A 13,675-nucleotide genomic window follows, 5' to 3' on the forward strand; every position below is an offset into this window, starting at 1 on the left:
TTTGTAATCTTTAATTGTGATTAAGTTTTATATCAATGGCTTCTTTTCAATATCTTCACTTCAACCACTTGGCTCTTTTAACTTTTACCTTTTTACTTCAATATTATTTATAACTCCTTATAGTCGGCTGTATTTCTTCAAAAACCAAAGGTTCTTTAATGAGTTCGGGCTCATTATTTTCACCAGTCCAGTTCCATGCGGAAATAAATTGAAATTCAGCATCATTTCTCAACGCTTCTCCATCCGGAGTTTGATATTCTTCACGGAAATGAGCACCACAAGATTCATTTCTGGTTAATGCATCGTAACACATCAGTTCACCGATTTCAAAATAATTGGCAACACGACCTGCTTTTTCGAGTTCGCTATTCATGGTGTCGCCTTGTCCTGAAACTTTTACGTCTTTGTAAAATTCCTGTTTCAGTTTTCGGATTTCTTCAATAGCAAATTTTAAACCCTCCTCATTTCTCGCTAAACCACAATAATCGTAGAGCAGTTTTCCTAAGGTTTTATGAAAATAATCAACGGTTTTAGTTCCATTAATGCTGATAAAGCTTTCAATTTGTTGTTTAACTTGATTTTCAGCTTTATCAAATTCAATATTATCAGTTGAAATTTTTCCGGTATGAATTTCATTGGATAAATAATTGGCAATCGTGTAAGGCGCAATAAAATAGCCATCCACAGAAGCCTGAAGCAAAGAATTAGCTCCTAGCCGATTGGCTCCATGGTCAGCAAAATTAGCTTCACCCAGCGCAAATAATCCCGGAATAGTGGTCATTAATTCATAATCAACCCAAAGTCCGCCCATTGAAAAATGTGCAGAAGGGGAAATCATCATTGGTTCTTCATAAGCATTATACCCCGTGATTTTAAGATACATATCAAATAAATTCCCATATTTCTCCTGAATTTTTTCTTTCCCCTGTTCTTTAATCGCTTTAGAAAAATCAAGATACACCGCATTTTTTAAAGGTCCGATTCCGAAACCTGCATCAATTCTTTCTTTGGCTGCTCTTGAAGAAATATCTCTTGGAGCTAAATTTCCAAAAGCGGGATAACGTCGTTCCAAATAATAATCTCTTTCGTTTTCAGGAATGTTGTTGCCTGTTCTAGTTTCATTTTCTTTTAGAGGAACCCAGATTCTGCCGTCATTTCTTAAAGATTCAGACATCAAAGTTAATTTTGACTGATAATCTCCCGACTGTGGCAATGAAGTAGGGTGCACCTGAATCCAGCTTGGAGAAGCCATTAATGCACCTTTTTTATGCGCTCTCCAAATTGCTGAACCGTTGCAGCCCATCGCCAAAGTAGACAAGTAATAAATTTTACCATAACCACCTGTAGCTAAGACAACTGCGTGTGCAGCATGTCTTTCAATTTCTCCGGTATCTAAATTTCTGACGATAATTCCTCTTGCTTTTCCGTCAATCATAACCAAATCCAGCATTTCGTGTCTTGAAAATAACTGAACGCTTTTCTTTCCGACCTGTCGCATCAAAGCTTGGTAAGCTCCCAAAAGCAATTGTTGTCCGGTTTGTCCTCTTGCGTAAAAAGTCCGGCTTACCTGAACGCCTCCGAATGAACGGTTGTTCAAATAACCACCATATTCTCTTCCAAACGGAACGCCCTGCGCAACGGCTTGGTCGATAAGATTTAAAGAACATTCGGCCATTCGGTAAACATTGGCTTCACGGGCTCTGAAATCTCCGCCTTTTAAGGTATCAACGAACATTCTGTAAACGCTGTCACCATCGTTTTTATAATTTTTGGCAGCATTTACGCCACCTTGTGCAGCAACCGAATGTGCTCTTCTCGGACTGTCCTGAAAACAGAATGATTTGACATTATAGCCCATTTCGCCTAACGAAGCAGCGATTGAACTTCCTGCTAATCCTGTTCCTACAACAATAATGTCTAGTTTTTTTCGGTTGGCAGGATTAACGAGCTTGGCTGTTTTTTTATAGTTTTCCCATTTTTGTTCTAATGGCCCTTCCGGTATTTTTGAATTTAAAATCATAATATTTCAATTTAACGGTAAGTAAAAAATACATAAATTGGCATTAAGGCAAATCCAACACTGATGATGATTGAATAAGCAATTCCAATATTTTTAAACCATTTTACATATTTCGGATGAAATAATCCTAAGGTTCTGACGGCGCTGTAAATTCCATGAATTAAATGATAGCACAACACAATCATCGATAAAACATAAATGATGACGTACCACCATTCTTTGAAAACAGTTACCACCAAAATATACAAATCTTTGTTTCCATTTTCATCCAGTGGAGGATTTCCGAATTTGTAGACATACCAGAAATTCTGAAAGTGAATTACTAAGAAAATCAACAGTAATGTTCCCAAGACGCCCATATTTCGGGATGCCCATTTGCTGGCTCTTCCTCGTTTGTCAGCTTGATAATTTGCTCCTGATTTTTTATTTTTTAAAGTAATGATTAATCCATCCAAAGCATGAAGTATAATACTTGCATACAAAATATAGGAAACCATTTTAATGACAATATTTCCCGACAGGAAATGTGAATAGGCATTAAACTGTAGATGCGCCTGCTCCTGTGGTAAAAACAGCTGAAGATTTCCCAAAAAATGAATCAACAGAAAGAAGCTCAGGAAAAGGCCAGTAAGACACATCAGCATTTTTCTTGACAATGTAGACAGCATATTTTTTTAATTTTTGGTTAATAAGAATGGACGTTTTTAAATTCACTTTTCATAAACTTCCTGCCTCGTGCTTCAATCTTTTTAATAATATCCTAATATTTTCATCCAAAGTCCACCAACTCCCATGTAGATAATCAATAAGACAATTCCTATTTCTAAACCGCGAAGCCACCATGCTTTCAAATCAACATATCCGCTTCCGAAGAAAACAGGAGCCGGACCGTGACCGTAATGTGTCAACACACCATAAATGGAGCCCATAAAACCAAGCATCATAGCCAATAGCATTGGAGGAATTCCTACTGCAACGCCAACACTTAGCAAAGCAGCGTACATTGCAGCAACATGAGCGGTTGCACTCGCAAAAATATAATGACTAAAGAAATAGACGAGAATAATTACCGGAAAGGCAAGCGTCCAAGTCATATCACCGATTTTCATTTTAATTAAATCACTAAACCAGCCGATAAATCCTAATTCATTAAGCGAACTCGCCATCATTACCAAGACCGCAAACCAAACAATTGTATCCCAAGCTCCTTTTTCAGATTTTACATCTTCCCAAGTTAAAACAGAGGTTAATAAAAGCATTGTCAAACCAATGAAAGCTGTTGTTGTAGCATCAATTGAAAGAGCTCCACCAAAAATCCAAAGGCCTAATAAAATGAAAAATGCCAAAAGCATTAACCATTCGTTTTTAGAAATTGGTCCCATTTCTTTTAATTTTTGAGCTGCCATTTTCGGAGCATCGCCCGTTTTCTTTAATTCAGGTGGATATAATTTGTACAAAACCAAAGGAACAACAAAGAAAGCCACCAATCCCGGAACAAAACCCGCAGCAGCCCAAGACATCCAAGTAATATTGATTCCTAAATTAGCTGCAAATTTCTGACACATCGGGTTACTCGCTGTTCCGGTTAAGAACATAGAAGAAGCTATGAGATTCATGTAATAACTGTTTAAAGTTAAAAAAGAGCCTAATTTTCTGTGAGTTTCAGGTTTATCTGGAACCGAATCAAAACTTATCGCCATCGATTTCATAATCGGATAAATAATTCCGCCACCTCTTGCCGTATTACTCGGAATTGCAGGAGCCAAGCAAACGTCTGCCAAACCCAATCCGTAAGCTAATCCCAATGAACTTCTTCCAAAAACTCTGATGAAAAGAAAAGCAATTCTGTTTCCCAGACCTGTTTTAATAAACCCTCGCGCTATAAAGAACGAAATACCAATCAGCCAAATCACCTTATCTCCAAAACCGGAAAGTGCTTTTGTAATTGATTTTCCTGCATCTCCCGGAGCAACAACTTGGGTAAGAGCGGTAAAACCAATGGCCATCATACACATTGTTCCCATTGGAGCAGCTTTAAGGATAATTCCTAAAATGGTGGCTGCAAAAATGGCAAACAGATGCCACGCATTTTCGGCAACGCCTTCCGGAGCTGGAATAAACCAGATAATGAGCGCAACCGCAAATGTAATGGCAACCGCTTTAATGTTAATCTCTTTCATAATAGTGAGTTTTTACGGATTAAAATCTACTTTGTACCTGAACGATGAATAAATTATTATTGTATTGAGACGTGTTTTCTACCTGATGTTTGTAGCGGTCGAACTGCATACCGAGTTGAATTCTTGCACCGTAGTTTTTCAAAAATTCCAGACCAAACATCGGTGTAATCGTCTGTCTTGGATTTGAATTTAACCTAAAATTAGTATCTAAATATTCGTAACGGCAAGATAATTCGAAAGCACTTAAATTTTTATGATTGATTTCGTATCGTAAATTCGGAAGGAAATAAGCGCCACGAATTAAGTATTCATCAGGATTTGAAGGTCTTAATTCCGGTGTAACCGCAAAATATAAAGGATGGTTGGTTGCCTGTTTTCCTTCCAGTTGCATATCAAGACTCCATTTTGAATCGAAATTAATTAATGAGCTTAAATCTACACCTACAGCATAAATTTTCTTTCCGAAAACATCACCAATACCACCATTTAAACCAACATTAAAATTATATTTTTTAGCCAAGCCAAAGACCAATCTTGTAGAATATTGCTTACCATCATTATTATCATTCACCTGATTTTTGCCATTTCCATTCACCACAGAAACAGCATATTGAAACGGTATATTTCCTAACTCAACCTGACCTGTTGCAGACATTCCGATTTGAAAACTCGTCCAGCCCAATTTCCCGAATTCGGTATATTGATTTGACCAGTCCAGTGATTTAATAATATCAATTGGATAGGTTTCTTCAATACCAAACCAAGGCCTGAATTGCCCAACTGTTATGGCTAATTTTGGATTGAACGTGTATTTTAAATAAGCATTTTCTAGAACTCTGGATTTTGGGTCGTTTTTAAAATCAGCAAGATTCGCCAACGCGACAACTTCGGTACGTTTGCTAATCTGCGCCCGAACCTGAACTCTCATATATTTCAACATGAAATTATTATTGGTTCCCGAACCGTCGGAATGATGCAATCCATTAACATCAACATCTTTGCTCGTACCCACCAAATAGCGCGCCTGAAAAAGTCCTTTGATTTGAATTTGAGGGTATTTTACAGCGTCTTCCGATTGTGTTTTTATGGAGTCGGGGACTTGTGCGGTTAAAACCAAACTGAATAATGTGAAAGATAAAAGCAGATGCTTTTTTACGGTTAAAAAAGTACTCATTTTTTATTATGTTTCTTGGTGTATAGTTTTTAGCAACCTTAAATATATGATTGTTAAAGTATGTTAAAAGTAAGAAAATAATAATTAATAATCACGTTGACATGATTAATTTTTTTTAAAACACCTGTAAACATTTATTTCAAGAAATTCTAATTAAGTATTTCATAGATTCTCTCTGTGAATTAAATCTAAGCAGAGTTATTTTATAGTTTTTACAGAACCTTAGTCTCAAGATATTGATAACTAATAAGAGAATCAATGCAATGATGAGTAAAATAATATTTCTGTTTTTTAGATGAAATTCTTTTATTTTTGAGAATCTTTTAATGCCAATTCAGCAATATCTTTAACAATTTGAGTAGGAGAGTTGCAATCGCAATTACTAAATCCTAAGACATAAATATCTTCACTTGGAATATAAACTGCCATAGATTTGAAGCCGAAAATACTTCCACCGTGTTCACGGGTCGGAATTCCGTTTATGTTTTTCAAATGCCATCCGTATCCGTATTCAAATTCTTCGCCGTTATTCAGTTTGTATTTTGTGAAAGCTTTTGCTGTTTCTTTTTGGTTGAGCAATAAATTTTTATTTAGCGAATTTTGCCACTTCAACATATCCTCCAAAGTAGACATTAAAGAACCTGAAGCATAAGGAACGCTAAAGCTGATGACCGATTTATTTACATAGCCATAGCTTTTTTGATGATATCCGGAAGCTCTATTTTTTATTACTCTTCGGTCGGTTGCATAATAAGAATTACTCATTCCAATTTTATCAAAAATGTTTAATTGGATAAAGTCTTCATAGGTTTTCCCCGAAACCAGCTCAATAATGTAACCTAAAACAACATAGCCTGAATTATTATATTCCAATTTTTCTCCCGGCTGAAAATCTACTGGTTCATTTTTAAAAAAATCGACCATCATTTTAGGCGTCATTTCTTTTTGGGCAATTTCAGAAAGACCTTTTGCCTTTGTAAAATCTTTAATGCCGGAAGTATGCGTTAAAAGATTGTGAATACTAATTTTATTACCATTGGGATAATCCGGAATATACTTGGAAATGTAATCGGAAGTATTTAGTTTTCCATCTTGTTCAAGCAATAATATCGCTACAGCAGTAAACTGTTTTGTCATTGACCCGATTTGGAAAACATTGTTGGGCTGTAATTTTACATTTAATTCTAAATTAGACAATCCAAAAGCTTTTTCATAGATATGTTTTCCTTTTTTTGAAATTAAAAATACACCACCTGGTCCATCTTTTTCGTTAAATTCAGTTTGGATAATACGATCCACTTTTTCTGCGAAATTTTGACCAAAAAGAAGATGAGTGAATAGAATAAAGCAAAAACTTAAAAGTAATTTTTTCATGGTTTATTGTTTTTTTTTACATTGCAAAGATATATCTTTTGCTTAATACCATGTTATACAATATACTAAAAATTATTTTCTTCAATAAACTTTTGATTGATAAGTAAAATTTTTACTTTAATTTTAATACAGATAATTAAAACGAAATGTTTAGTTAAATACAGACTACTTATAGATTCAGCTTTTTATTTAAGCTTTATTATCTTTTCTAAAAGAGGAGGGAGTTTTGTTTCAGGATTTATTTGGTCATTGTTCCAAAAGCTCATTACACAGCTTACATTTCTATTTCTTACATTTTCAGCGACATAATAAACAGTTAGATTTTTCCCACTCGACATTCCGGCCAAAGCAGAAGCCACACCTGTAAAATCATAAATTACTTTTTTTGCTTTAGTCTGAACTCCTTCAAACTCTATATCGACGTTTTCTTCTGAACTTACTTTTCCGCCATTTTTAGATTTCGTGATATTTAACTGATTCTCAATAGCTTCTTTAGCACTGTCTAAATTTCTATGAACAGACCAGTTCATTTCTCCCAAATAAGGACATTGAACGGTGTTCAGAAATGTCCAATAACAGCTGTTTCTAAGCTCTATTTTTCTTCCTGCAAAATTAATTGAAGTGATTTTCATCGGAACAAAATTTTCTTCTGGAATTTTATTTTCGATGATTAAGTTGACCATTTTCTCTTCTGTTTCTTTATCTGTTTTCCCATTTTTAATAAACCAAACAACAGAAACTGTTTTGTCTGGATTTTCAACAAAATAGTAATTATTGGTTTGGAAATTATTGTCAGATATTTTTTGCTGTTTTGAGACCAATAAATTGTTGAAATTGATTTGATTGTCTTTTATTTTCACATCCGAATCTGTAATTTGATGTTTCCTGAAAACTTTTTTCAAGCCTTTCTCATCAAAAGAATTATTAAATTTTTCACTCGTGATACTGTATCCATCAATGTTGTACCAGATTTTCCCATTGTTATTCAGAGCAGAAAGTCTTTCAAGAACATTATTTTCCTGTGAAAAACAAAATGAAAAAATGAGGATGAAGAAAAGGTTTAATGTTTTCATTTGTTAATAGTGGTTTATGTTAATCTTTTTTTTATTTCGAATACGATTTCTTCTAATTCCTTTTTATTTTGATAGAGCAAGGGAATTACAACTTTAGAATCGCCATTTTGAATTATCTCAATATATTTTTCAAAATTTGTGTCAACAACATTTACGAATTTTATATTTGAATATTTAATTGTTTTAAATGATGGATTTATAAAATAATTCAAAGCAGATCCTTTACCTGTTCCTATAATTAAGTATTTAAGCTCATCATTTTGTAATTCAAGCTGAATAAATTTATTAAATTTAAGTAGAGTTTTACTGCCAAAGTAAATCGTTGTAATCGAAATTATGCCGACAATTGGTATTATAAAAATATATGAAATATCGAAATTAGGACTGGCTAAAACTAATATCAACAATGTAAAAAGGCCTATAAAAAGACAACATAAACCGAAGAGTATGGTTCGCAAGGAATTGATATGATATTGTTTATTACTTAAATTCATTTTTTAATAAATAAATTCTCAAACTAATCTACAAAATTCCAATCAAAGAGAGATATTTATATTTTATTAGTTAGTTCCATTATTTTTCAATTGTACGTAATGCTTTTTTTATAATGTAAGCAGTTTCTTTTGTGGGGCTTTCTTTCTTCCATTTTTCGCAAAGCAGTTTCACAAAATCCGGTTGTGTTTTGCTTGCATCATTTAGCCAATTACCGACGCTGTCCTGTACATATTTTGCTTTGTCAGATTTCAAAGGTTCTAAAATTGCCAACCCCAATTCAGGATTATGTTTCAATTCTTCAATATGTTCGCACCAAACACCTCTCGGTCTTGTGGCTTCGCTGGCAAACCGTCTCACGTTTTCATCTTTGGGATTTGTCCAGCTTGATAATATTTCGATACTTTTTGTTAAGTCTTTTGCAATGCTTGACCTTACAGCTAACCAACAAATTTCTCTTACCCCAAAATGCTTATCAGCTGCAAATACTTGGATTTGTTCAAGCTTTTGAGTGATATCTAATGTTTGATTTTTACCAATTGTATAAGTCGCCCAACAACGGATTAAATCTGATGTATGGTTCGCCATAATTGTCAATATTTCGGTGTCATCATTTTTTAATGACTGCTCAAAAAGTCCCATTCCGATTGCTTCGTTAATGGTGTTTACAGTTTGTTTTTTCAGGTTTTCAATATCGGTTAATATGGGTTTGAAATATAGAGTTTTGCCCAATTGTTTCAATAAATTTTCAAGCAAAAGGAGTTGGTCAACAGCTAACCATTCCACTAAATTTGCTGTTTCAATTTCTCCACGATTCAACTGTTCCAAAATGTCTTTAGGAATATCTTTTGTGGAACGAGAACCTTTGCGTTTTATTTCTGTCATAGCATTCTAGCATTTTTTTAATATTAAATTTTTACATTCACAAATGTATAGAATGTATTTATATCCTTATATTATGATTAATTTTGCAAATCTCGAAAAGCTTTTTAATATTGGCAATACCGCATATTTTTAGCACATAGGGATAAAAAAGTCAATCATATGAAAACAAAGGAAAAAGTCGCCGAAAATAAAATTTGTCCGTTGGAAATCGCTGTAAATTCAATCAGCGGAAAATGGAAAATTCCTATTGTCTGGCAAATTAATGAAGGCAAAAAACGACCAAGCGAATTTTTGAGAGGAATTGCCAATGTTGACAGGCGTGTTTTAAACAAACAGCTCAGTGAAATGATTGAGGATGGTATTTTAACCAAAGAAAGTTTCAACGAACTGCCGCCAAGAGTGGAATATTCTTTAACCGAAATTGGCGAAAAACTAGTTGAAATTCTTTGGCAACTAAACGATTGGGGTAAGTTATTAATCCCGGAAAAAGAATAATTTAAACTTATATCAAATACTTCTTGAGACCTTCCATAATTCCCTGCCAAAGCATACTGAAAAAGCTTCTTTCGGGTTCTCGTTTTTTATCAATAACCACATGCCCAGGTTCTCCTTTAGATTCGTTTTTCACAAACCAATTGGCAATCGTATTTAAGAATTTTCTTTCGTTTCCTTTTTTATTCAGGAAGTTTACGTACATGTCGTTGTATTTGAAATAAAACTTTCCTGCAATACCTTCTTGAGATCCGTAATAATCGAATTTTAAATAGTCAATATTTCCATCCAAAGTAATATTTAAATACGGGCGCACAAAAAGATTGACATTATCAGCAGAAAGTTTTTGTACATCTCCTTTGATGGTGAACTTGTCGGCGAGATCCTTAACATCAAATTTCCAGTTGACTTTAGTTTCTGCTTTTCCGTAAAAATCAAAAGATGCATCGGTATTGATTATAGTAGGTCGTCCTTTTATTTTAGCATTATTTACATTCGTAATCAGTGCCTGGAAATTATTAAAAGTCAGTTTTCCCGGAATATTGCTTTTTTCAGCATCTTCTTCATATTCCAAATCTGAGTTTTTAATAGATATTTCTTTGATGAATAATGGAATTTTCACGTCACGTAATTTCTTACTGAAAAGATATCTTACCGCAATATCATCAGGTGGGGCAAGATCGTGGTAAATATTGCAGTGTAGACCATCAATGCTTATTTTGCTGAGATCGATACTGCTGTTTTTACCCAGTTGTGTATTGTGATCTTTGATGTTGATCTTTTTTACTTTAATGGTATACAAATCGCTCTCTTTAGCAATTACTTTACTGAAACCTGCTCTCGAATATTTAGGCAGATAATTGAATTCGCTGATGTCCGTATTTTTTCCGGTAGTTTTTATTTCTGCAACTTTCAAATAATAATATTTGCCTGCATCCAGACGAATATTCTTTGCATTAACATAATTTTTTTCTGTTTTGAACGGAATGTCTTTTTTAAAAAGCTCAGTATTGCTAAATACTTTATCCACTTTAATATCTAGTTTTCCAATGGCAAGCTTTTCTACATTTTGTTTTTTTTGTGAAACTTTCCCGTTATTAACACGGATAAAACCAATATGAGCGGTAAAAGATTGCGGAGTAGTGGCTTTTTGAGTTTTTTTCTTATTTTTTGTTGCCGTTATAATCTGTACTGAAGGATTATTTACTTCTATTCCATCAAGTTTTATGTCAAGATTCTGACCTATATATCTGCTTTTGTTATTTAAAATTTTAATTTGATCTGTGCTTACGGAAAATACATCTTTTGTACTGCTTTTCCCTAATGCTAAAACCTGAAAACCATCAATGGTAATATTGGCATTGCGCGAAGCAATACTTTTAATTTTCACGGCTTGTAGCTGATCTGCCTTAAAGTAAATATTCTCAGCTTCGATATCGTGTTTGGTAAAACGGAAAGGGATCTTTTCCTTAACGGTATTTTTGTCGAAGACGATATCACTCATCTTAAAATTAAAATTTTCAACGGAGGCCATTTTTTCTTTAAAACGCTCAGTATTTCTAAATACTTTATCCACTTTAATATCTGGTTTTCCAACGGCAAGCTTTTCTACATTCTGCTGATTTTGCAAAACTTTACCGTTATTGACACGGATAAAACCAATATGAGCGGTAAACGGTGGGTGAGTAGTGGCTTTTTGAGTTTTTTTCTTATTTTTTGTTGCCGTTATAATCTGTACTGAAGGATTATGTATTTCTATTCCATCAAGTTTTATGTCAAGATTCTGACCTATATATCTGCTTTTGTTATTTAAAATTTTTATTTGATCTGTGCTTACCGAAAATACATCTTTTGTACTGCTTGTCCCCAATGCTAAAACCTGAAAACCATCAATAGTAATATTGGCATTGCGTGAAGTAATACTTTTAATTTTCACAGCCTGTAGCTGATCTGCCTTAAAGTAAATATTCTCAGCTTCGATATCGTGTTTGGTAAAGCGGAAAGGGATTTTTTCCTTAACGGTATTTTTGTCAAAGACGATATCACTCATCTTAAAATTAAAATTTTCAACGGAGGCTGTTTTTTCTTTATTAACCTGAAAAACATTGATTTTCCCTTTTTGAAAAGTAATGTTTTTTAAACCAATCTTCAAGTCGATCTCTTTTGAATTATTACTTTTATCAACTGTGTTTTTTCCGGTAGAATATACTTTAAGATCAGGTTGGGTAAAGGTAATATCAGAAACGATCAACGAATCCTGACTGATATTAAAGTCTTTTGCAGCCAGATTTTGTGTTGAAAAATCAAAAACATTTTTAGAATTATATTGAGCTACTGCCTGTATTGGTTTTAAATGAAATTGAACGAGCTGCAGTGTTTTATTGGCTGCATTAATTTTCTTTGCATTAATTTCATAAAAATCATTAACGCCAATCTGTACATTTTCTGCATCGATTTTAAATTCTGAAAATGCAATCGGAATCTTATTTCCGCTGGCGTTTTGTTTAATATCTTTTAGCTGTACATTGATATGCTGTCCCCTAAAAACCGTTTTGCCGCGGCCATTTTCAATAGCTGCGTTTACGTTATATATTGCGATATTATTGATGTGAAGATTAATTTTTTTATTGCTAGGCTTTTGGTCTTTCTTCAAAGCGGCAAGCTTTACTTTAATATCAGAATCAGTAAGTGTAAATTGATCTGCATGATATTTATTACTGAAAACTGCTTTCCAAATATTTAAATCTGTTATGTTAAGATTTTTTATTTTTCCATTGATCTGAGTAATGTATTGGTTTTTTGGGTTTTTTGTGCTGATTTCAAGATCGTTAACAGTAAGATTACCTTTCAATAAACTTAAATTAAAGTCTTTAAGCAACACTTTATATGGTGTTTTTTCATTGATGAGGTCAGGAAGTTTTTTTTGCAGATAAAAATCTAATGCAAATGGAAATATGGCTATTAATGTCACAAATCCCAGGAAAGTCGAAAGAATTATTTTTTTTCTTGGTATTCTCTTTTTTAAAAGTTTTTTTTCCATCATTTGTAAATGTGTTATACTCAACAATAAACAAAACATGTTCCAAATAATAGAATTTCTTATCTCTACAGATTACGGGTAATTTTTTTTTTAATTGTATAATTAAAAAAAGGTTTGTTTTATCTGTAAATACTCTTTTTCTGTTTTCAGAATATTTTAAGGCACATATCTTGATTTGTAGACATTAAAATAAAATTATCATGAACATTAAAAGAATTTTTGGAACTATTCTTACGGTATTAGGAATTGTGGGTTTAATTTATACAGGGTATGAATTAATCAATAAAAGTACAGCTTACACAACACTTGCTGTCGCAGGTGTTATAGGACTCATCTTTTTTTTCTCGGGCATAAGTCTTGTGAAAAATACGAAAGACGAGAGTTAATGTTTTCCTATAAATGAATTGATGCTATTAGTTTTAGAAGTTCCGTTTTTGGTTAACGCGAAATGAAAAAAATTGTAAAGAATTAATAATTTTAAGCTCCACGCAGGATTATGGCATGTTATCTGTAATACAAACCACAGCAAAATTAATGTATGGAACAGATTTTTATCAAGGTGGCTTTTTGCCAAAAATGTAGCGGATATCATGCTTCAACCTACGCCGACTCGTCTCAAAAAAATAATCCGGAAATTATTGATCACTACTTTTATCATGGTGAGCCTTATTTTACTTTAAACCAATCCAGTTTTAGTAAAGCCGAACAGCTTGAATACACTACTATAAAAACTATTCAGCTCAACGAGCACAGGAAAAATGATCTTAAATATTGCGGATGCAAGAAAAAGCCGAAATCATCAGTCGTAACTCAAAAATTAAGTTATTCAGAGTCATCGACACAAATGCCTAAATACGAAGAAGTTTCGGAAACTGAAATTTACTTTAGAGATGTTTATCGTTTGTCTTATAACTTTCATTAAAATATACGAATGACAAAAAAGTT

At 33.3% G+C, this 13,675-nt stretch carries 12 protein-coding genes; 3 read left to right on the forward strand and 9 right to left on the reverse strand.

Features of this window, described 5'->3' with window-relative positions; all coding sequences use genetic code 11:
- Positions 1 to 103: 103 nt before the first annotated feature.
- The 8 genes from B5X64_RS10895 to B5X64_RS10930 form a co-directional block, all read right to left on the reverse strand.
- Complete coding sequence (locus B5X64_RS10895; RefSeq protein WP_079465263.1) at positions 104 to 2,020, reverse strand: fumarate reductase/succinate dehydrogenase flavoprotein subunit; 1,917 nt, start codon at positions 2,018 to 2,020, stop codon at positions 104 to 106.
- 11 nt (positions 2,021 to 2,031) lie between these two features.
- Complete coding sequence (locus B5X64_RS10900; RefSeq protein ID WP_079465264.1) at positions 2,032 to 2,688, reverse strand: succinate dehydrogenase cytochrome b subunit; 657 nt, start codon at positions 2,686 to 2,688, stop codon at positions 2,032 to 2,034.
- Positions 2,689 to 2,769: 81 nt separating this feature from the next.
- Positions 2,770 to 4,200, reverse strand: coding sequence for an anion permease (locus B5X64_RS10905; RefSeq protein WP_079465265.1), 1,431 nt, complete (start codon positions 4,198 to 4,200; stop codon positions 2,770 to 2,772).
- A gap of 19 nt (positions 4,201 to 4,219) precedes the next feature.
- Positions 4,220 to 5,374, reverse strand: a complete 1,155-nt coding sequence (locus B5X64_RS10910; protein ID WP_123920836.1) for a porin — start codon at positions 5,372 to 5,374, stop codon at positions 4,220 to 4,222.
- Between the two features lie 306 nt (positions 5,375 to 5,680).
- Positions 5,681 to 6,748 carry a serine hydrolase domain-containing protein gene (locus tag B5X64_RS10915; RefSeq protein ID WP_079465266.1) on the reverse strand — a complete coding sequence of 356 codons (1,068 nt, stop codon included), beginning with the start codon at positions 6,746 to 6,748 and terminating at the stop codon, positions 5,681 to 5,683.
- Positions 6,749 to 6,933: 185 nt separating this feature from the next.
- A complete protein-coding gene (locus B5X64_RS10920) occupies positions 6,934 to 7,821 on the reverse strand; it encodes a hypothetical protein (RefSeq protein ID WP_079465267.1) in 888 nt (295 codons plus the stop codon).
- 14 nt (positions 7,822 to 7,835) lie between these two features.
- Positions 7,836 to 8,315 carry a hypothetical protein gene (locus tag B5X64_RS10925; RefSeq protein ID WP_079465268.1) on the reverse strand — a complete coding sequence of 160 codons (480 nt, stop codon included), beginning with the start codon at positions 8,313 to 8,315 and terminating at the stop codon, positions 7,836 to 7,838.
- Positions 8,316 to 8,394: 79 nt separating this feature from the next.
- Complete coding sequence (locus tag B5X64_RS10930; protein ID WP_079465269.1) at positions 8,395 to 9,198, reverse strand: DNA alkylation repair protein; 804 nt, start codon at positions 9,196 to 9,198, stop codon at positions 8,395 to 8,397.
- A gap of 159 nt (positions 9,199 to 9,357) precedes the next feature.
- Between B5X64_RS10930 and B5X64_RS10935 the strand changes: the two genes are divergently transcribed.
- Entirely contained in the window at positions 9,358 to 9,693 is a 336-nt protein-coding gene (locus tag B5X64_RS10935; RefSeq protein WP_079465270.1) for a winged helix-turn-helix transcriptional regulator, read from the forward strand.
- A 7-nt stretch (positions 9,694 to 9,700) separates the two neighbouring features.
- Here the strand turns inward: B5X64_RS10935 and B5X64_RS10940 are convergent, their stop codons facing one another.
- Positions 9,701 to 12,730 carry an AsmA family protein gene (locus tag B5X64_RS10940; RefSeq protein WP_123920835.1) on the reverse strand — a complete coding sequence of 1,010 codons (3,030 nt, stop codon included), beginning with the start codon at positions 12,728 to 12,730 and terminating at the stop codon, positions 9,701 to 9,703.
- Positions 12,731 to 12,930: 200 nt separating this feature from the next.
- On the opposite strand from B5X64_RS10940, the gene B5X64_RS10945 reads away from it, so the two are divergent.
- Together B5X64_RS10945 and B5X64_RS10950 are read left to right on the forward strand one after the other, a co-directional pair.
- On the forward strand, positions 12,931 to 13,116 hold the full coding sequence (locus tag B5X64_RS10945; RefSeq protein ID WP_074228403.1) for a hypothetical protein: 186 nt from the start codon (positions 12,931 to 12,933) through the stop codon (positions 13,114 to 13,116).
- A 152-nt stretch (positions 13,117 to 13,268) separates the two neighbouring features.
- On the forward strand, positions 13,269 to 13,652 hold the full coding sequence (locus B5X64_RS10950; RefSeq protein WP_079465272.1) for a hypothetical protein: 384 nt from the start codon (positions 13,269 to 13,271) through the stop codon (positions 13,650 to 13,652).
- The last annotated feature ends 23 nt before the right edge of the window (positions 13,653 to 13,675 follow it).

It is taken from the genome of Chryseobacterium balustinum, from assembly GCF_900168205.1.
Taxonomy (GTDB): Bacteria; Bacteroidota; Bacteroidia; order Flavobacteriales; family Weeksellaceae; genus Chryseobacterium; species Chryseobacterium balustinum.